This is a genomic window from Candidatus Pantoea edessiphila (assembly GCF_002933315.1).
Taxonomy (GTDB): domain Bacteria; phylum Pseudomonadota; class Gammaproteobacteria; order Enterobacterales; family Enterobacteriaceae; genus Pantoea_C.
Map to the genome: position 1 here is coordinate 52,871 of NZ_PDKT01000005.1, position 17,770 is coordinate 70,640.

Below are 17,770 nucleotides of genomic sequence, written 5' to 3' on the forward strand. Positions count from 1 at the left end.
ACAGTAAATTGCAAAAGAAAATAGGTTTTATTGGTATAGGTCGTATGGCAAGATCTATCATTGAAGGTTTACTTAAAAATAAGCATATTTCAAGTTCTGTAATATGGATTTATGATCATAAGTTAATGAATATTAAATTCATCACTGATAAATATAATGTTAATTATTGTACAAGTAGTGAAGATTTAGTCCAAAAAATCGATATTCTATTTATAACATTAAAACCTACTATTGCATTAAAAGTATTAAAAAAAATTGCTAATTATATCAAAAAAGATATGATAGTAGTGTCAACTATGGCTGGAATCACTATTAATACTATAGAACAAATAATTGGTGAATATCATAAAATTATTAGGGTCATGCCTAATATTCCATCAATTGTTCTTGAAGGTATGACTGCAATAACTCCTAACAATTTATTAAATCAAGTCGATATTAATCTAATAGTAAATATATTTAAATGCATCGGTAAAACTAACATTATAAAAGAACACTTAATTCATTCTGTAGTCGGTATAAGTAGTTCTGCTCCAGCATATGTTTTTATGTTTATAGAAGCTATGGCTACTGTAGCAATAAAAAATGGTATGACATATTCACAAGCATACCAATTTGCTGCTCAGGCAGTAAAAGGTTCTGCTCAGATGTTATTAGAAACAAAAAAACATCCTGAAGAACTCAAAAATATGGTTTGTTCACCAGGAGGTACAACAATAGAAGCAATAAAAATTTTAGAAAAAAATAATTTTAATGGTATAATAATGGAAGCTATACAAAAGTGTATAATAAAGTCTACTGAATTAAGCAAAATATATGAATAATAAACATCTTGTTTATAGATTAGATATGGCCCATTTAATTGCACTTGAGTATTCTTTAGGCATCTCTGTTATTAAAGCATTTAAAGCTAATCTAAGGCGTTTTTGATCAAAATCTGTTAAATTTAAGTGTCCTACCTTTCTTCCAGCTATAACTTGCTTGTTATACCAGTGGAGATGTAGCATAGGTTGTTTAAGCCAAGCAAAATTTATTAATATGCCAATGATATTTATCATTACTGAATGTCCAAATATTATAGGTTTTGGTAAATCTAAATTTAGTACTGATCTTAAATGTAACTCAAATTGACTGATAGAAGCACCGTTTTGTGTCCAATGTCCACTATTATGTACCCTTGGTGCTAATTCGTTGATTATCAATCCTTTTGAAGTAATAAAGCATTCCATTGTCATTACTCCAATATAATTAAGTTTTTGCATTATTATTTTAAGTATATTTTCTGCTTGTTTCTGATATATTTGATTAATTTTTGGTAATGTGCTGCTTATACGGAGTATGCCTTTTTGATGTAAGTTATTAATAAGAGGATAAAATACAGTCATGCCTTCTTTATTACGTGCACCTATAAGTGATACTTCATGAAAAAAATTAATATTTTGTTCAACAATGCATTTACCATAGCATGAATTAGGTATTTCTTGAAAATGGGTTCTATTAATATACCACTGACCATGTCCATCATATCCTCCTCTTCGATTTTTAACAATAACTGATTCACCTAACATATCAAATATACTTTTCCAGTCTTTTTTATTAGATAAAAATAGCCATGGTACGGTATTAATATGAAGAGAATCTAATAATTTTTTTTGTTTTAAACGATCAACTATAAATGGAAAGGAATTTCTATTTAAAAAAGAAAAATGATTTTTTAAAGTTTCTGTTAAAATATTTTTAGGCCAATACTCTATTTCAGCTATAATAATGCTATCTGATATAGGTATTTTATTAATATCACTATTAAAATTAACTAAATGAACAATAACACCCAACAATTCTCCAGCTTGACGTAACATACGCCCAAGCTGGCCATTGCCTAAAACAACAACTGATTGCATTAACTTTCCTTTGGATCTAAATTTTGCAATATAATATCAGTTTGTGATTGACGCCAATCTATAAGACGTGATGCCAAATCTTTATTATCATTTGCAAGTATTTGTAAAGCTAATAGGGCAGCATTTATAGCTCCTGGTTTGCCAATAGCTAATGTAGCAACTGGAATACCGATGGGCATTTGTACAATAGAGTAAAGACTATCAATACCATTAAGATAAGTACTTGGTATTGGTACACCCAATACTGGAATTATAGTCTTTGATGCTAACATTCCTGGTAAATGTGCTGCACCACCAGCGCCAGCAATTATAACTTTATAATTGTTATTTAATGCATTTTCAGCAAAATTAAATAATTTATCTGGAGTTCTATGAGCTGAGATTATTTCTACATGAAATGGTATTTCTAATTTTTTTAAAATTTCTACAGCGTATTTCATAGTAGACCAGTCACTTTTAGAGCCTATAATAATTGCTATATTAACTGGAATTATACTATAGGACATATCAAATAACTCTTAAAATAAAATATATAATTAAAAAAGATCATTATAAAAAATAGTTTTAATATTAAATGTAAATATAATAAATTAACTAACAAGTACTTTACTTTTTATTATAATATATTAATTAATACAATTAGTAATAAAATAATTATAAGATTTGAATTGTTCTGTTAAATATATTACTTATATTACTTAATTAAATGTGTGATGATATAAAGTTTTACTATTTATTGCAAATGATTTATTTACTTTACTGTATAAAATAAATATATTCGATATAATCATTACATAAATTTTTAAAAGAAATTTAAATTAATTTAACAAACAATTTTCATGAATAAACTTAAATATTAGCATTTAATAATGGAAGTTTTATATGCTTAAAATTTATAATACTTTAAGTCGTAAAAAGGAAATATTTAAACCGATTAATCCAAATAAAATCAATATGTATGTTTGTGGAGTGACAGTATATGATCTTTGTCACATAGGTCATGGAAGAACATTTGTTATTTTTGATGTAATTTCACGATATTTACGTTATATAGGTTATAACTTAAATTATGTACGTAATATAACTGATATAGATGATAAAATTATACAACGTGCTAATCATAATAATGAAAATATTCAAGATATTACCGATCGAATGATTAACAATATGCATAGTGATTTTTTTTCAATCAATATATTACCACCAAATCATGAACCAAGAGTAACAAATCATATAGTAGAAATTATTTATTTAATAGAAAAACTTATTAAACGTGGTTATGCATACATTGCTCATAATGGTGATGTAATATTTGATGTAACAAAATATCTTAATTATGGTATGTTGTCTCGTCAAGATTTAAAAAAATTATATATTACTAACCGTAATGATGTGGCAAAAATAAAACGTAATTTTACAGATTTTGTTTTATGGAAAATTTCTAAAAAAAATGAACCTTACTGGAATTCTCCTTGGGGTTATGGTCGTCCCGGATGGCATATAGAATGCTCTGCTATAAAATATAAACAAATTGGGTTGAACCTAGATATTCATGGTGGGGGGTCAGATTTAATATTTCCACATCATGAAAATGAATTAGCACAATCAATTTGTGCACATGACAATACTACTGTAAATTACTGGATACATTCTGGTATGGTAATTGTAAATAATCAAAAAATGTCAAAATCATTAGGAAATTTTTTAACTTTGCGTGATGTATTATCTAAGCATGATCCAGAAACTATAAGATATTTTTTAATGTCTTCTCATTATCGTAGTCAACTAAATTATTCTGAAACTAATTTAGTTCAGTCTCATATAGCTTTAGAACGTTTATATACTGCCTTACGTGATACTAATGTAAGTACTGAACTTTTAGAACATAATGTAATTAATAGAAATTTTGAAAATCGTTTTTTTAATGCGATGAATGATGATTTTAATATACCAGAAGTCTATGCCATAATATTCGATATGGCACATGAAATAAATCGACTTAAAAAGAAAAATACTGTATTAGCTAATACAATTGCTTCAAAATTACGTGAAATTGGTAATGTATTAGGGATCTTACAACAAGATCCAAAACTTTTTTTACAACAACATTATAAAATCAATACTAATAAAATAGCTGAAATTAATCGTTTAATGATAATTCGTGACGAAGCAAGAAGATCTAAAAATTGGATAACAGCTGATATTGCACGTAACAAACTTAATGAAATCGGAGTGATAATAGAAGACCACTTACATCAATCTACATGGAGATATAAATGACAAATACCATTGCTTTTAAATTAATTAAATTTATTTATCATGAAAATTTTCACATGCTTTTAAAGTATTTTGCATTAGCATGGCTACAGTCATAGGACCAACTCCACCTGGTACAGGAGTAATAAAAGAAGCCCTTTTATATGCTATTTCAAAATCAATATCACCAACTAATTTACCATTTTTGAGACGATTCATTCCTACATCAATAACTATAGCTCCATGTTGAATCCAATTACCAGGAATAAAATTTGGCTTACCAACTGCTACAACTAAAAGATCTGCATTTTTTACGTGTTTATAAAGATCTTTAGTAAAACGATGTGTAACTGTAGTAGTACATCCTACCAATAGTAATTCCATACTCATTGGTCGACCAACAATATTAGAAGCACCTATTATTACAGCATTGAGTCCATAAGTATTAATATTATAATATTTAAGTAAAGTTATAATACCATGAGGAGTACATGGACTCAGTTTAGGTATTCTTTGACATAAACTACCTATATTATAAGGATGAAAACCATCTACATCTTTATCAGGTTGAATTTTATCTAAAATTTTTAAATAATCAATATTTTTTGGCAACGGTAATTGCACTAAAATACCATCAATTTTATTATCATCATTAAGTTGATCAATTAAATTTAATAATTCTGATTCATTAGTATCAATCGGTAGATCATATAAATAAGATGAAAAACCAACTTTTTTACACACACGAAGTTTATTGGCAACATAAATTTTTGATGCTGGATTTTCTCCAATAAGTATTATTGCTAAGCATGGTAATTTTTTTCCTATTATTAGCCGCTTTTTAACTTTTGTAGCTACTTCATATTGTAATTTTTGTGCTATTATTCTGCCATCAATAATTTTTGCTATCATTGATAATTCTACTATGTCATCTTTAGTAAAAGAAAAATCAGTTAATGATATCATAATTAAATACCAATAACATATCCAAAATAAATAAAAATTAAATTTTATCTATAAATCATAAGAAATCTAAAAATAATTATTGATTTATTGGAATTAATATATAATCTATATAATCATGCGCTCTTAGCTCAATCGGATAGAGCAACGACCTTCTAAGCCGTAGGTTACAGGTTCAAATCCTGTAGGGCGCACTTTAAATACAAAAATTCATCAAAAAAATTATTTAATAAATTATATTAAATATATCTTTTTAGTGTTTTTTTAAATTTTTACAAAAAACTTTTAGTATCTTTTATTTAAATTATAATTAAAATTTAATATTTTTTTCTTATAATAGAGATAGATTAAAAAAATTTAATTCTTATATTAATATCAATAAATTAATTATTTATATTTTACGGATTTTTAGTTTGTTGTTGCAAATTATATTAGTTCTATAATATTTTTGATTATTAAGAATAATTTACTTGCTAGTAAATACTATAAGGAATCTTTATGAAAACAAAAAAAGCTATATATCCCGGAACATTTGATCCAATTACATTAGGTCATTTAGATATCATTAAGCGCGCTGCGAAAATATTTGATTATGTAATAATAGCCATTGCAGCCAAATCTAATAAAACTCTTTTATTTACACTAGATGAACGAATTTTTTTAGCTAAAGTAGTTACAAAACATCTTACTAATGTCAAAATCATGGGATTTAATAATTTAATAGCTAATTTTGCACAAACGCAAAAAGTAAATATAATAATAAGGGGATTACGCGCAGTAACTGATTTTGAATACGAAATGCAATTGGCACATATGAATAGATATTTAATGCCAATATTAGAAAGTATTTTTCTTATGACCTCTAAAAAACTTGGTTTTATTTCTTCTTCACTAGTAAAAGAAGTCGCTTATTACGGCGGTGATGTATCCACTCTTCTACCGACAGCAGTTAATCAGGCATTAATGAAAAAAATGAAAATTTAATCAACTTTGACATTCTTGACACCAATAACTACTTCTTCCTTTATATTTTTCTTTTATTATTAAAGCTCCACATTCTAAACAAGGTTTTTTTGCACGTCCATATACTTTTAATTTGTTTGCAAAACCGCCTGGTTTGCCATCACTTTGTAAAAAGTTACGCAAAGTAGTACCTCCTTCTTCAATTGCATTTAATAAAATTAATTTAATATTTTTAACAAGTAATTGTATCTCTTTTCTGCTTAAATGCATTGAACAACGAGATGGAAGGATACCTGTTGCGAAAAGTGATTCATTTGCATAAATATTTCCAATACCAACAACAATTTTATTATTCATTATTGATTGCTTAATACTTGTTTTTTTTAAGTTTAATTTGTTTACTAAATATTGACTGTTAAATTCTTCACTTAATGGTTCTAAACCAAGATGTTTAAATAAAAAATGTGTTGATAAATTATCTACCCAAAGGCATGCACCAAAACGACGTTGATCTGTATATCTCAATATAATTTTATTTTTCATAAATATATCAATATGATCATGCTTTTGTGGATATTCATATTGATTAAGTAACATTAATCTACCAGACATCCCAAAATGGATTATAATCCAACCATGTTGCAATTGTATAAGTAAATATTTAGCTCTACGTTTTATACTGAAAATAAATTGATTTCTTATATTTAAAATTTCTTTTGAAATCGGCCAACGTAAAGAAAGGTTACGCACTACCGCATAATCAATTACTTGATTAATCAAATAAGGTTCTATGTTGCGGCGACAAGCCTCTATTTCTGGTAATTCTGGCATTAATAAAACAATATTTTTCCTGAAACACTATCTGATTTTAGATTCCTTATATGGAACATGCTTTCTTATTATAGGATCAAATTTATTTAATTCTAATTTTAAAGATTTATTACGCTTATTTTTAGTAGTAGTATAGAAATGTCCTGTACCGGAAGAAGATATTAATTTAATTTTTTCACGGGTATTTTTAGCCATTAACTAGATCCTTTATTATTTTTTGATATTATTTAATAGAATATCAATACCTTTTTTGTCTATAATTCGCATACCTTTGGCAGATACTCTTAAAGTAATAAAACGTTTTTTATTTTCAATCCAAAAACGATGATAATGTAAATTTGGAAAAAAGCGACGTTTAGTTGCATTCATAGCATGAGAACGATTATTTCCTGATAAAGGGTGTTTTCCTGTTATTTGACATATTTTTGACATGCTGATTATCCAATCATTATGAATTTGACATTTAATTACAATGCTATATAATTAGTTATATATTATCTTAATGATATAACTTCAATTACCGCATGATATATTATTTTAAAAGTAATATCAAATGAATTTATTTTATTAAAAAATTAAAAGATAATTATATTATTAATAAATAGTAACTTATTATATAAATTTATTAAATTATAATATGCTTTATGAAAGCTCATTGTATTCAAAATCAATATAAGTATAGTTATAGATACTATAATATATTGGTTGATAAGTTATTTACATAAATATAATAAAAGAATTATAATATACCGAATGTGTTGTCTAAATTTTCTGAAATATCATTACAAAAATTTTGTTATTGATTATAATTAAGTAAAATTATTTATCTAATTATATGTATTACAAAAGTTATATTACATTTCTAGTACCTTATAATTAAAATTAGAGTTATTATATTTCCATTACAATTATGGAATATTAAAATATTTGCATCTATTTATTAATATTCAGGTAAATTAAAATTTAAACTTAATATTTAACATTACATATTAATAAGATAAAATAATATTTACATAACTTTAATTCATTTTAAATAAAAAATTCTGATAAAAATAATTTTTAATTATCAGTTACTAGATGAGATTATTAATTTATATGACAAAAAAAATAGATATTAAAATTCTTGATAATCGTTTAGGTAAATTTTTTCCTTTACCTAATTACACAACTCCTGGATCTGCTGGATTAGATTTACGTGCTTGTATAGATAATATTTTAGAAATTAAATCTAATAATACAAAATTATTATCTACTGGTGTATCAATTCATATTGCAGATTCTGAAATTACAGCATTGATTTTACCTCGATCTGGTATAGGCCATAAAAACGGTATTGTATTAGGTAATTTAGTAGGTTTAATAGATTCTGATTACCAAGGAGAGTTAATGGTATCCATATGGAATCGTGGAAAAAGTAATTTTTTTATTCATCCTGGAGACAGGATAGCACAATTAGTATTTATACCTATAATCAAAGTAGAATTTAATTTAGTCAAAAAATTTAATTTCAGTTCACGTGGACAACAAGGGTTTGGTCATTCTGGCAACAAATGAATATTATAAAAAAATCAATAAACAATTATATCTTATTAAAAGTTATTTTTCCTGTTTAAAAAAAATTTAAAACATTTTTTTACTTACAATAACAATAATATAAATATATTTATTCAATAATATATACAATTGCTATTGTTAACACTGTATATATGTATTCAACAACACTGTGTAATTTTTTGATAATTAAACTTCTTGTTAACACAAATATTGTTTTAGATATATTTTATTTTAATAAAGTTATTATTAAAATAAAATTTAAGAATAGATATTGTTATTTTTAAACAAATATACTTACTTAATAAAATATATTCTTAATCTATAGTTCTTAAGAATCTATATTTAAGATTATAAAGGAACATGTTAATGAATCGCAATTTAAAATTCCTTAATTTAGTATTATTAGGTGGAGAAACAGAACAAAAATTAAAAGCAGCACATGCAGCTGGTTTTGACCAAGTTGAAATTTGGCGAGAAGATATAGAAAACAATTCAAATGGAATTTCTTCAATTACAAAATTTGCAATTAAAAAAGGGATAGGTTTTACTAATTTGCAAGTATTAAGAGATTTCGCTGGTATACCTAATGGACAGCATAAACAAAAAAGAAAAGAATTACGTCAATTTATACATCTTGCACAAGCTATTGGTTGCAATGCCATTCAAGCACCTGCTAGTACTCGAGAAGATTGCCTTATAGACAAGATAGATGATGATTTACGCTGGATTGCATCTGAAGCAATCAGATATAAAATAAAAATTATGTATGAACCTATGGCATGGTGTACTGTTGACAACACATTACCATTAGCATGGGAACGTATAAAACGATTAGATCAACCTAATATTGGTTTAGTAGTTGATTTATTTCATATTTATGCATTAGGAGGCGATGCTTTACAATTAGATGGTATTCCAGTAGATCGTATTTATGAAGTACAATTATCTGATATTTCTATAAAACCACCTAAAGATAAGGATAGTCTAATCAATATAGCACGACATGAAAGACAGTTACCAGGTAATGGAATAATTGAAATAGAATATTTTATAGATAAACTAAAAAGTATTGGATATCAAGGACCAATTGGAATTGAAGTATTTAATGATAAACTCAAATGCCTACCACCACATGAAGTTGCTAAGCAGGCATGGTCGGCATTAAATAGATATTGGCCATAATGATTTGCATTAATATATAACTTTTATTTAGATAATTCGTATAAAGTTATTATTTTATCTAAGAAGTTTATTTAAATAAATAAAAGATTTTAACATCAAAATATTCAAACAATTATTCAATATTTTGAATTTGTTCACGTATTTGTTCGATTAAAACTTTTAATTCAATTGCACAAATACTGATATCTGAATTAATAGATTTAGATAATAAAGTATTAGATTCGCGGTTAAGTTCTTGCATCATAAAATCAAGTCTTCTTCCTACCGCTCCCTTCATTTCTAAAATGTTAAATGTTTCTTTGATATGTGTATCTAAACGATCTAATTCTTCTGTAATATCAGATCTTTGTGTCATTATTAATAATTCTTGTTCTAATCGAGAATTTTCTAACTGTAATTCAATATTTTTTAATTTTTGTGATATACGTTGATTTTGTATTTTTAATACTTCAGGCATATAAAAACGTATTTTGTTTATTTCTGTTGCTATGTTTTTTAATTTTTTTTCAATTAAAGATTTTAATACAGCTCCTTCAATTTCACGTGTTTTAATTAAATTACTTATTGCATTGTCCATTGCATTTAATATTTCATAATCAATTACATCATTATATTGTTCGGATTCAAATACAACTCCTGGCCAACGTAGAACTTCGATTGGATTAATAACACCTTCATTATTTCTAATCTTTATTTCATTAGCAACATCTATTATTTGTTGAACTAATTCTTGATTTATTTTCAGTTTAGCAATGTTTTTACGATCAATGTCTATAGTTAAATGTCCTTCTATTCTTCCACGTATTAATCGATTTCTAATGCATTTTCTAATATCTGGTTCTAATCTTTTCAATTGATCTGGTAAATGTATGTATATTTCTAAATATCTTTGGTTAACTGAGCGAAATTCCCAATTAATATTACCTTGACAATTTTTTGCTTTATAACTAGCGTAAGCAGTCATGCTCCTAATCATAAATATATACTCTTAATCATAATTTTATAAAAATACTATATGTAGTATAGAACATTATAATCAAAATTAAATAATATAAAATATAATGTATTTATATAATTTAAATATTATATATTATAATATAATGCATACCTATTATTTATAATGTAATAAATTACACATTAATTATATTTTGACGTATTTTTTAGGTAAAATGTATAAGTTTATTGAAATTACTAAGTATAAATTTATAATAAACGCATTTTATTAATTAATTTTATTAAAAGATAATTAAATATTGACATAGGATAAAATATTTGAGATTAAGAAAGAATATAAAATAATCATAGTGTTTTGATTTAAAATTAATAATGAACAATTACCATTGTAATATACGTTAGTTATAAAACGAGAATGATTTAACTAAATTATAATATTTTTATTTATAAATATTTAAATAAAATATAATATGCTTTTATAATAGAAAAAGATATTAAAGATTATGAGGAAAAATTAATTATTCATAATTATTAGCTGCTCGTAAATCAATAATGTTAAAAACTATCTGAATAAAATAACAAGATTAGTTTTTACATTTTCTTAAATAAACCAGCAGCTTTTTTATTTAAAAATATTACTTCTAAATCTTTATATCTTATATTTTTTTTTCATATCAATCATATAATTACGAAGTTTACGACCAATTATTTCAACTGGGTGGTTTCTTATTGATTCATTTATATTCAGCAATTCATTATTTTCAATGAAATTATTATTTTTATTTATTTCACCTAGATCACCAGATTTTAAATTTTTCATGAATCCTCTTAACAAAGGAATTGCTTCAAAAGAAAATAAATAATTGCCATATTCAGCAGTATCAGATATCACTAAGTTCATTTCATAGAGACGCTTACGTGCTATAGTATTAGCAATAAGAGGCAATTCATGCAGAGATTCGTAATAAGCAGATTCTGCTAAAATACCAACACTTATCATTGTTTCAAAAGTTAATTCAATTCCAGCTTTTATCATAGCAACCATTATTATAGCTTTATCATAATATTCTTGTTCTGAAATTTCTCCTTCATATTGATTACTAAATCTTTCAAACATAGTTTTGCGGGTTTTCTCACGCCAAACTAGCAAATTTTTATCATTATCTTTCCAATCTTGCATCATATTAGAAGAAAATTTACCAGAAATTATATCATCCATATGTTTATGAAATAATGGGGTCATAATTTTCTTTAGTTCTTCAGAAATAGAATAAACTCTAATTTTTGCTGCGTTAGATAATCTATCCATCATTAAAGTAATGCCACCAAGTTTTAATGATTTAGTAATTGTTTCCCATCCGAACTGAATAAGCTTTACTGCATATGATGCATCGAAACCTTCATCTATTAATTTTTCAAAACATAATAACGAACCTGCTTGTAACATTCCGCATAAAATAGTTTGTTCTCCCATTAAATCAGATTTTACTTCAGCTATAAAAGATGATTCCAAAACACCCGCTCGATCACTACCTATAGCAACAGCCCAAGATTTAGCAATATTTATTCCTTCACTTTTTATATCATTTTCTGGATGTACTGCAATTAAAGTTGGTACACCAAATCCACGAATATATTCTTCTCTTACTTCAGTACCTGGACATTTTGGAGCAACCATAATTACAGTAATATCATTACGTATAATTTCTCCAGATTCAACAATATTAAAACCATGTGAATAACCTAATGCTGATCCATATTTCATTAAAGGCTGAATAGATCTGATTACTGATGAATGTTGTTTATCTGGTGTTAAATTAATTACCAAATCTGCTTTTGGAATCAGATCTTCGTAATATCCTACGTTAAAATGATTGGAAGTGGCATTAATCCAAGATAGACGTCTATTATCTATAGATTCTTTACGTAATGCATAAGCAACATTTAATCCAGAATCACGTATATTTAATCCCTGATTCAATCCTTGTGAACCGCATCCTATAATGACAATTTTTTTATTTTTTAAAAAATTAACTCCATGTATAAATTCATTTCTTTCCATGAATCTACATTTACTTAATTGTATTAATTGATTACGTAATGTTAGCTTATTAAAATAATTAGCCATGATCATTCCCTATAATTTTATTATTAAGTAATAATTATTATTTATTAATTACTTAATTTAATTTGTTTAGTTATTAATAAATATTTGTAAAAAATAGATATTGAAATATAACCTGTAGTTTATAATAATATTTATTTCTATTTTTAGAATGAATTAATATTTTATGGAATTAATATTTTTAATTAAAAATAATTAAATTAAATAATTGTTTAAATGTTACAATAATTAATATTATATAAAATACTTACAATGGAAATTTAAATTATTAAATATTTCATTTTGTTAAATTAAATACTAACTAAAATATATTGATTAAATACATATATAATTTTTAAGAAAAATACTTAACATATTAAAAACTAAATACATTTTATCTTATATATATAAAATGTATTTTACAGTGTATTTTTGCATCTTGGATATTTACAAGATAATTTTATTTATAATTTCTTAAAAAGAAGTGAAATGCTGGATTATTTGTTTCTTCATGAAAACTATATCCTAAATTTATTAAGTCTTTTTCAAAACAAAAATTACTATCGTTGGATTCGAAAGATGCTAATACACGCCCATAATCAGTACCATGACTACGATAATGAAATAAAGAAATATTCCAATGAGTACCTAGATTTTGCAAAAATTTTAATAACGCACCAGGTGCTTCCGGAAATTCAAAACTAAATAGACGTTCTTCTATATATTTTAATGGTCTTCCACCTATCATATAACGTATATGCAATTTAGCTATTTCATTATCAGAAAAATCAATAATTTCATAACCTGCATTACACATCTGATTAATTATTTCAATTTTTTCTTGTAGACCATAAGTTAAACGTACTCCAATAAAAATATTGGCTATATTAGTATTTACATATCGATAGCTAAATTCAGTTATGGAACGACTACCTAAAGTTTGACAAAATTTCAAAAAACTACCATGCTGTTCTGGAATTAATGCTGCTAATAATGCTTCTTTTTGTTCTCCTAATTCACAACGTTCTGATACATAACGTAATCCATGAAAATTAACATTAGCACCTGATAGTATATGAACTAATCTTTCATTTTTTATATTATATTGTTGAATATATTTTTTCATACCTGCTAATGCAAGAGCTCCAGATGGTTCAGCGATTGCACGCATATCTTCAAATAAATCCTTCATGGCAGCACATATTGCATCATTATCTACAGTAATAATATCATCTAATAGATATTGCTGACATAAGCGAAAAGTTTCTATACCAATACACTTTACTGCTACTCCATCAGCGAATAATCCAACATGATGTAAATTTACCGGATGACCAACTTTTAATGCTGCTTTTAAGCAAGCAGAATCTTCAGATTCTACTGCTATGATTTTAATTTGTGGAATTAATTGTTTTAATAATACTATTATTCCTGCTAACAAACCACCTCCGCCGACAGGAACAAATACTCTATCAATATGAGCATCTTGTTGTAACAATTCCATTGCTAAAGTAGCCTGCCCAGCTATTATTGCTGGATGATCAAATGGAGGAATAAAAGTGTATCCATATTGTTCTGCAAGTATAAGAGCTTCTGATTTTGCTTCATCAAAATTATTACCGTATAAAATAACTTTACCTCCAAATGAATGTACTGCCTCAACTTTAATATCTACTGTTGCTTTAGGCATTACAATCAATGATTTAATTCCTAATTTATCAGCAGAATATGCTACACCTTGTGCATGATTACCAGCTGATGCTGTAATCACACCACGTAATTTTTGTGCTTTATTGAGTCCTACAATCATTGAATAAGCGCCTCGTAATTTAAAACTATGTACTGGTTGGTAATCTTCGCGCTTAACTAATATTATATTTTTAAACTTTAATGATAATTTTTCCATTTTTTGTAATGGAGTTGTTTTAGTAATTTCATATACTGGTGAACGTAATATTGCACGTAAATATTCAGCACCACATGTTATATTATTAGATGATTGAAATAAACCCATTATTATTAACCTATTAACTTATTTTTATCTCTTACTGCACCTTTATCGGCACTAGTAGCCAATAATGCATAAGCACGTAAAGCATGTGAGACTGTACGTTCACGATTAAGAGGACTGTAGGCTTTATCACCACGTGATTTTTGTTTTTTATCTCTATATAGCAATTCATTATCTGATACCAACAAATTAATTTTTCTATTAGGTATATCTATATCAATTAAATCTCCATCTTTTATTAAGGCGATAGCTCCATGATTTGCCGCTTCAGGAGAAATGTGTCCAATAGAAAGACCAGAAGTACCTCCAGAAAAACGACCATCAGTAATTAACGCACAACTTTTATCAAGACCTGCAGATTTTAAGTATGTAGTTGGATAAAGCATTTCTTGCATTCCAGGTCCTCCTTTTGGACCTTCATAACGAATAACAATTATATCTCCAGGCATGATTTTTCCTTTTAGTATTGCCTGACTAGCATCTTCTTGACTTTCATAAACTTTGGCTATACCTCTAAAAATTAAAATTTTTCTATCAACACCTGCGGTTTTTACAATACATCCATTTTTTGCAATATTTCCGTATAGAACAGCTAAACCACCATCTTGAGAAAATGCAAATTCTTGTGAACGAATACATCCTCTCTTTCTATCACTGTCTAGTAAATCCCAAAAATAATTTTGGGAGAATGCTTTTGAGTTTTGTATGCCTGCTGGTCCTGCACGAAACATTTTTTTTATTTCTAAATCTTTAGTTAAAATAATATCATATTTATCTAATGTTTCACGAAGATTAAGACCTAATACATTATATACTTTATGATTAACTAAACCAGCTCTGTCTAATTCTCCTAAAATACTGATAACACCTCCTGCACGATGAAAATCTTCCATATGATATTTTTTAGTATTAGGTGATATTTTACATATATGTGGCACTTTACGAGATAAACTATCAATATCCGAAATGTTTAATTCAATATTACCTTCTTGTGCAGCAGCTAACAAATGTAAAATAGTATTTGTAGAACCACCCATTGCAATATCTAGCATTATAGAATTCCTAAAAGCATATTTATTGGCTATATTTCTAGGTAATACAGAAGTATCATTTTGCTCATAGTATTTTTTTGTTAAATCGACTATTAATTTAGCAGCATTAATAAATAAATTTTTACGATAAATGTGTGTTGATAATAACGAACCATTTCCCGGTTGAGATAAACCTAATGCTTCAGTTATACAATTCATAGAATTAGCTGTAAACATGCCAGAGCAAGAACCACATGTTGGACAAGCTAAAAGCTCTATATTTTTTCTATTATCATTATTTTTACTAACACCATAAATTATTGCATCAACTAAATCTAATTTATTAATATCATTATTAGAGTTATTAATTTTACCAGCTTCCATAGGTCCACCTGAAACAAAAACAGCTGGGATATTTAAACGTAATGCTGCCATTAACATACCTGGTGTAATTTTATCACAATTAGATATACAAACCATAGAATCAACACAATGTGCATTAATCATATATTCAACAGAATCAGCAATTAATTCACGAGAAGGCAACGAATACAACATACCACTATGACCCATAGCTATACCATCATCTATAGCAATAGTATTGAATTCTTTAGCTATAGCACCATAATATTCAATATTTTGAACAACTAATTGACCAATATTATGTAAATGAATATGACCTGGTACAAATTGAGTAAATGAATTAACTACAGCTATAATAGGCTTACTAAAGTCAGCATCAGTCATTCCTGTTGCACGCCATAAAGCACGGGCCCCTGTCATATTGTGACCTTGTGTAGTAGTACTAGAACGATACTTAGGCATACTTTCACTCCACTGATAATAATATTGTTAGTTTTGTTCTATAAAGGTAAAATAATATTATCAAAAATAAATGACTAGAATTATTTACTAATGTCTTAATATAATTTTGTTGATTAATTATTTTATATTAAATACTTGTTAATTTAAATTAATTAACAATTTTAAATATTGGGAGGTAATATATAAATAAGAAATTTTTAAGGTAATGAAAAAATTTCTTATTTTAAAAAGAAATATTATTAACTAATATATGAAATAAATTTCATTTTTAATATATGTATTTATCTAATATTCATATTAGTTATTTATTATTAATCGTCTAATATTCATGATGTTATTTTATTAAAAATTAAAATAATTTATTAATTGAAATATAATTATTTTAATCTTCAATATCATTATAATCATCTAAATTATCAGTTTGTATCTGACCTCCTGATAAAGTATGAAAACGTTTAGGACGTTTAATACAAGATATGTATTTTAACCATACATGTTCAGCTTCAGTTTGTGGTTCACGTAATCCTTTACATACTTCAATAAATAGACGCTCTTCATCAGTAACTGGTTCACGTTTAGATAAATTTAATTCATAAAAAGCACACCCATAAAGTTCTAAAATCTGCGCTTCTTTGATAGTAAAGTCCCCGTGACGAGCAAATCCATGAGGATAATTTTTATTATCAAAAAAACGATATTCACTAAAAAAACTTTTTATCATAAAATTATTCCTATATTTATAATAAAAACATCGTATAAATAATAATTTAAATATTCAATTATTTCATAGCAATTTTTATAATAAAAAATCACTAAATTATATTTATTCATTATAAATATCTTTTTTGTAAGTGAATAATATATAAAACTAAATTTAAATATAATAATTATAGGAAGAATAGATCATTTTTATACTTTTTTATAATATAAGAGATTAAATAAAAAATAATATGAAATATATGGCAGGGGTGGAGGGATTTGAACCCCCAACAACCGGTTTTGGAGACCGGTGCTCTACCAATTGAACTACACCCCTGAAGAAACAAAGCAAAGTAGCAATTTATGATGAAATTTCAAACAAAACTAATGTATTAGATAATTAATGCCTGGCAGTTTCCTACTCTCACATGGAGAAACTCCACACTACCATCGGCACTACGACATTTCACTTCTGAGTTCGGCATGGTTTCAGGTG

At 26.1% G+C, this 17,770-nt stretch carries 16 protein-coding genes, 2 tRNA genes and 1 rRNA gene; 6 read left to right on the forward strand and 13 right to left on the reverse strand.

Annotated elements, in window-relative coordinates:
- Positions 1-8 precede the first annotated feature (8 nt).
- Entirely contained in the window at positions 9-824 is an 816-nt protein-coding gene (gene proC, locus CRV12_RS03430) for a pyrroline-5-carboxylate reductase (RefSeq protein ID WP_136131246.1), read from the forward strand.
- Positions 825-836: 12 nt separating this feature from the next.
- Here proC and purK read toward each other — a convergent pair whose 3' ends face one another.
- Positions 837-1,901, reverse strand: coding sequence for a 5-(carboxyamino)imidazole ribonucleotide synthase (gene purK, locus CRV12_RS03435; RefSeq protein WP_136131247.1), 1,065 nt, complete (start codon positions 1,899-1,901; stop codon positions 837-839).
- Entirely contained in the window at positions 1,901-2,407 is a 507-nt protein-coding gene (purE, locus tag CRV12_RS03440) for a 5-(carboxyamino)imidazole ribonucleotide mutase (protein ID WP_136131248.1), read from the reverse strand. The genes purK and purE overlap by 1 nt, the downstream gene beginning before the upstream one ends.
- 376 nt (positions 2,408-2,783) lie before the next feature.
- Between purE and cysS the strand changes: the two genes are divergently transcribed.
- Positions 2,784-4,181, forward strand: coding sequence for a cysteine--tRNA ligase (cysS, locus tag CRV12_RS03445; RefSeq protein ID WP_136131249.1), 1,398 nt, complete (start codon positions 2,784-2,786; stop codon positions 4,179-4,181).
- 30 nt (positions 4,182-4,211) lie between these two features.
- Here the strand turns inward: cysS and folD are convergent, their stop codons facing one another.
- Positions 4,212-5,069: a bifunctional methylenetetrahydrofolate dehydrogenase/methenyltetrahydrofolate cyclohydrolase FolD gene (folD, locus tag CRV12_RS03450; protein WP_136131262.1), complete on the reverse strand. Its 858-nt coding sequence runs from the start codon at positions 5,067-5,069 to the stop codon at positions 4,212-4,214.
- Between the two features lie 171 nt (positions 5,070-5,240).
- Between folD and CRV12_RS03455 the strand changes: the two genes are divergently transcribed.
- Both CRV12_RS03455 and coaD read left to right on the forward strand, forming a co-directional pair.
- Positions 5,241-5,314: transfer RNA gene (locus CRV12_RS03455), tRNA-Arg, on the forward strand.
- A gap of 304 nt (positions 5,315-5,618) precedes the next feature.
- Positions 5,619-6,104 carry a pantetheine-phosphate adenylyltransferase gene (gene coaD, locus CRV12_RS03460; RefSeq protein ID WP_136131250.1) on the forward strand — a complete coding sequence of 162 codons (486 nt, stop codon included), beginning with the start codon at positions 5,619-5,621 and terminating at the stop codon, positions 6,102-6,104.
- Here coaD and mutM read toward each other — a convergent pair whose 3' ends face one another.
- From mutM to rpmB, 3 genes are read right to left on the reverse strand one after another with little or no spacing between them, the layout of a single operon-like run.
- Complete coding sequence (gene mutM, locus CRV12_RS03465) at positions 6,105-6,914, reverse strand: bifunctional DNA-formamidopyrimidine glycosylase/DNA-(apurinic or apyrimidinic site) lyase (RefSeq protein WP_136131251.1); 810 nt, start codon at positions 6,912-6,914, stop codon at positions 6,105-6,107.
- Positions 6,915-6,941: 27 nt separating this feature from the next.
- Positions 6,942-7,109: a 50S ribosomal protein L33 gene (gene rpmG, locus CRV12_RS03470; RefSeq protein ID WP_136131252.1), complete on the reverse strand. Its 168-nt coding sequence runs from the start codon at positions 7,107-7,109 to the stop codon at positions 6,942-6,944.
- A gap of 15 nt (positions 7,110-7,124) precedes the next feature.
- A complete protein-coding gene (gene rpmB, locus CRV12_RS03475; RefSeq protein WP_136131253.1) occupies positions 7,125-7,346 on the reverse strand; it encodes a 50S ribosomal protein L28 in 222 nt (73 codons plus the stop codon).
- A gap of 663 nt (positions 7,347-8,009) precedes the next feature.
- Here rpmB and dut point away from each other — a divergent pair.
- Both dut and CRV12_RS03485 read left to right on the forward strand, forming a co-directional pair.
- Positions 8,010-8,468 carry a dUTP diphosphatase gene (gene dut / locus CRV12_RS03480; RefSeq protein WP_136131254.1) on the forward strand — a complete coding sequence of 153 codons (459 nt, stop codon included), beginning with the start codon at positions 8,010-8,012 and terminating at the stop codon, positions 8,466-8,468.
- A gap of 366 nt (positions 8,469-8,834) precedes the next feature.
- Positions 8,835-9,650, forward strand: coding sequence for a sugar phosphate isomerase/epimerase family protein (locus CRV12_RS03485; protein ID WP_136131255.1), 816 nt, complete (start codon positions 8,835-8,837; stop codon positions 9,648-9,650).
- A gap of 112 nt (positions 9,651-9,762) precedes the next feature.
- Here the strand turns inward: CRV12_RS03485 and CRV12_RS03490 are convergent, their stop codons facing one another.
- The 7 genes from CRV12_RS03490 to rrf form a co-directional block, all read right to left on the reverse strand.
- Entirely contained in the window at positions 9,763-10,626 is an 864-nt protein-coding gene (locus CRV12_RS03490; RefSeq protein ID WP_136131256.1) for a YicC/YloC family endoribonuclease, read from the reverse strand.
- 627 nt (positions 10,627-11,253) lie between these two features.
- The gene (gene ilvC, locus CRV12_RS03495; RefSeq protein ID WP_136131257.1) at positions 11,254-12,732 is read right to left on the reverse strand and encodes a ketol-acid reductoisomerase; all 1,479 of its coding nucleotides are present in this window, start codon (positions 12,730-12,732) and stop codon (positions 11,254-11,256) included.
- 436 nt (positions 12,733-13,168) lie between these two features.
- Positions 13,169-14,722, reverse strand: coding sequence for a threonine ammonia-lyase, biosynthetic (ilvA, locus tag CRV12_RS03500; protein WP_136131258.1), 1,554 nt, complete (start codon positions 14,720-14,722; stop codon positions 13,169-13,171).
- A 5-nt stretch (positions 14,723-14,727) separates the two neighbouring features.
- Positions 14,728-16,575 (reverse strand): dihydroxy-acid dehydratase, encoded by a 1,848-nt coding sequence (gene ilvD, locus CRV12_RS03505; RefSeq protein ID WP_136131259.1) that lies wholly within the window; start codon positions 16,573-16,575, stop codon positions 14,728-14,730.
- Between the two features lie 382 nt (positions 16,576-16,957).
- The gene (locus CRV12_RS03510; protein WP_136131260.1) at positions 16,958-17,296 is read right to left on the reverse strand and encodes a MaoP family protein; all 339 of its coding nucleotides are present in this window, start codon (positions 17,294-17,296) and stop codon (positions 16,958-16,960) included.
- 239 nt (positions 17,297-17,535) lie between these two features.
- Positions 17,536-17,611: transfer RNA gene (locus CRV12_RS03515), tRNA-Trp, on the reverse strand.
- Positions 17,612-17,679: 68 nt separating this feature from the next.
- A 5S ribosomal RNA gene (rrf, locus tag CRV12_RS03965) occupies positions 17,680-17,770 on the reverse strand; the annotation flags it as partial.

What these genes read in the sequence shown, in the direction of transcription:
- purK (WP_136131247.1), bottom strand. Translation starts at nt 1,901, where the DNA reads ATGCAATCAGTTGTTGTTTTAGGCAATGGCCAGCTTGGGCGTATGTTA.
- purE (WP_136131248.1), bottom strand. Translation starts at nt 2,407, where the DNA reads ATGTCCTATAGTATAATTCCAGTTAATATAGCAATTATTATAGGCTCT.
- cysS (WP_136131249.1), top strand. Translation starts at nt 2,784, where the DNA reads ATGCTTAAAATTTATAATACTTTAAGTCGTAAAAAGGAAATATTTAAA.
- folD (WP_136131262.1), bottom strand. Translation starts at nt 5,069, where the DNA reads ATGATAGCAAAAATTATTGATGGCAGAATAATAGCACAAAAATTACAA.
- coaD (WP_136131250.1), top strand. Translation starts at nt 5,619, where the DNA reads ATGAAAACAAAAAAAGCTATATATCCCGGAACATTTGATCCAATTACA.
- mutM (WP_136131251.1), bottom strand. Translation starts at nt 6,914, where the DNA reads ATGCCAGAATTACCAGAAATAGAGGCTTGTCGCCGCAACATAGAACCT.
- rpmG (WP_136131252.1), bottom strand. Translation starts at nt 7,109, where the DNA reads ATGGCTAAAAATACCCGTGAAAAAATTAAATTAATATCTTCTTCCGGT.
- rpmB (WP_136131253.1), bottom strand. Translation starts at nt 7,346, where the DNA reads ATGTCAAAAATATGTCAAATAACAGGAAAACACCCTTTATCAGGAAAT.
- dut (WP_136131254.1), top strand. Translation starts at nt 8,010, where the DNA reads ATGACAAAAAAAATAGATATTAAAATTCTTGATAATCGTTTAGGTAAA.
- CRV12_RS03485 (WP_136131255.1), top strand. Translation starts at nt 8,835, where the DNA reads ATGAATCGCAATTTAAAATTCCTTAATTTAGTATTATTAGGTGGAGAA.
- CRV12_RS03490 (WP_136131256.1), bottom strand. Translation starts at nt 10,626, where the DNA reads ATGATTAGGAGCATGACTGCTTACGCTAGTTATAAAGCAAAAAATTGT.
- ilvC (WP_136131257.1), bottom strand. Translation starts at nt 12,732, where the DNA reads ATGGCTAATTATTTTAATAAGCTAACATTACGTAATCAATTAATACAA.
- ilvA (WP_136131258.1), bottom strand. Translation starts at nt 14,722, where the DNA reads ATGGGTTTATTTCAATCATCTAATAATATAACATGTGGTGCTGAATAT.
- ilvD (WP_136131259.1), bottom strand. Translation starts at nt 16,575, where the DNA reads ATGCCTAAGTATCGTTCTAGTACTACTACACAAGGTCACAATATGACA.
- CRV12_RS03510 (WP_136131260.1), bottom strand. Translation starts at nt 17,296, where the DNA reads ATGATAAAAAGTTTTTTTAGTGAATATCGTTTTTTTGATAATAAAAAT.